Origin of the sequence: Sporolactobacillus inulinus, assembly GCF_006539285.1 — a bacterium.
GTDB classification, from domain to species: domain Bacteria; phylum Bacillota; class Bacilli; order Bacillales; family Sporolactobacillaceae; genus Sporolactobacillus; species Sporolactobacillus inulinus.
Genome location: NZ_BJMS01000186.1, coordinates 1 through 1,830, shown reverse-complemented (window position 1 = coordinate 1,830; position 1,830 = coordinate 1). Strand labels below are relative to the sequence as shown.

Annotated in this window: 1 protein-coding gene; it reads right to left on the bottom strand. The window is 49.1% G+C overall.

Annotated features, from left to right (window positions below; genetic code table 11):
• Nucleotides 1-238 precede the first annotated feature (238 nt).
• Complete coding sequence (locus tag SIN01_RS14565; RefSeq protein WP_141306168.1) at nt 239-1,708, bottom strand: NAD-dependent succinate-semialdehyde dehydrogenase; 1,470 nt, start codon at nt 1,706-1,708, stop codon at nt 239-241.
• Between the last annotated feature and the right edge of the window lie 122 nt (nt 1,709-1,830).

The window sequence follows — 1,830 nt, the reverse complement described above, 5'->3', positions numbered from 1 at the left end:
TGGCTTCCGCGTTGTGCACAGGACGTGCATGCCTTTAGCGGAAGTTCCTTTTACATTTAGCGGAAGTTCCTTTTACAATTAGGGGAAGTTCCTTTAATTAGCGGAAGTTCCTTTATAATTAGCAGAAGTTCCTTTATTACCCCTCGTCGTTCCAGCAGGGCAAAATTAGTAACATTCTTTACCTGCTAAAAAAATCCGAACCCCGCATGCGCGGTTCGGATTTTGATCCACCTTTTTCTCAGATTCCGTAATTCAAATTGACGAATTTCGTATTCACATAGTCATCGATACCCTGATGCCCGTTCTCTCTGCCAAATCCGGAATGTTTGACGCCGCCGAACGGGGTTTGCGTGAAGGCAACGGTGTTGCTGTTGACGCCGACCATGCCGTATTGCAGGCCTTGGCTGACCTTGGCAATCCGTTTCAAATCCAATGTGTAGAAATAGCTGGCCAAACCATAGTTGGTGTCGTTCGCCATGCGAATCACTTCGTCCGTGTCGGAGAACGGAATCAGCGGGATCACCGGACCAAACGTTTCCTGATAGAAAATATCCATTTTTGTTGAGACGCCGCCTAAAACGGTTGGCGCATAAAAATAGCCGTTTGCATACGCACCATCGGTCAAACGTTTGCCACCGATTAAGAGCTGAGCTCCCTTTGCGACGCCGTCATCAATTTGATGCTGAATTTTGCCAAGCGCATCTTCTCGAATCAGCGGCCCGGCGAGTACCCCTTCGTCCAAGCCATTGCCAACCTTTACGGATTTCACAGCCGCAACCAGTTTCTCTGTGAACGCTTCGCTAATCGATTCATGAACAAAAATCCGGTTTGGCGACGTGCACACTTGGCCATTATTGCGGAATTTTGCAGCAACCAAATCAGCGACCACCTTGTCCAGCGGAGCGTCATCAAAAACGATAAACGGCGCATGTCCGCCAAGCTCCAATGAAACCTTTTTCAATGTATCCGCCGACTGCTCGAACAACCGTTTACCTACCGCTGTTGATCCGGTGAACGTAATTTTGCGCACCGCGTTGCTTTCGGTCAGCGTTTTGCCGATTGCTGCCGCATCACCCATCACAAGGTTCACCGTACCATCCGGAATACCGGCTTCTTGGAAAATTTTCATCAATGCCGTTGCCGAAAGCGGCGTCTCCGGTGAAGGCTTCAATACGATCGAATTACCACCTGCCAGTGCCGGCGAAATTTTACGCGTTATCATCGACGACGGAAAATTCCATGGCGTAATCGCACCGACAACACCAAGCGGTTCCTTTTGGACGAGGAAAAGATGACCGTTCGGACCCGGGATTGTTTCACCGTAAACGCGCCGGAGTTCTTCAGCATGCCAGCGCACACTTTCCGCACCGCCGACGACTTCACCTTTGGCCTGAGCAAGCGGTTTCCCTTGCTCGATGGTCAAAATCGTCGCCAGCTCATCTGCTTTTTCTATAATCAAATCGGCAACACGGCGTAAAATTTTCGCGCGTTCATCGACATCCAACGAAGCCCAAATCGGAAAAGCAGCTTGTGCCGCTTCAATCGCTTTTTCTGTATCTGCACCACCGCCGCGTGCCACTCGGGCAATGACTTCCCCGGTTGCCGGATTAACCACATCATCAACCGCACCGCTTTCTGCATCAAGCCATTTACCGCCGATAAAAAGCTGTTTTGGTGCCTGTTCCAAAAATGAATCCTTACTTGCCATCACCCGTTCACCTCATCTATAAAATAAGTCTTGCAATTCAAACATTATAAACCTAGCATACATGAACATGTCTGCAACTGCCAATGAAAAAAACCAAACGCATGAGAAAAACCGGGCAAAAA

Coding starts and splice junctions, on each gene's coding strand:
- SIN01_RS14565 (WP_141306168.1), bottom strand. CDS start 1,708: ATGGCAAGTAAGGATTCATTTTTGGAACAGGCACCAAAACAGCTTTTT.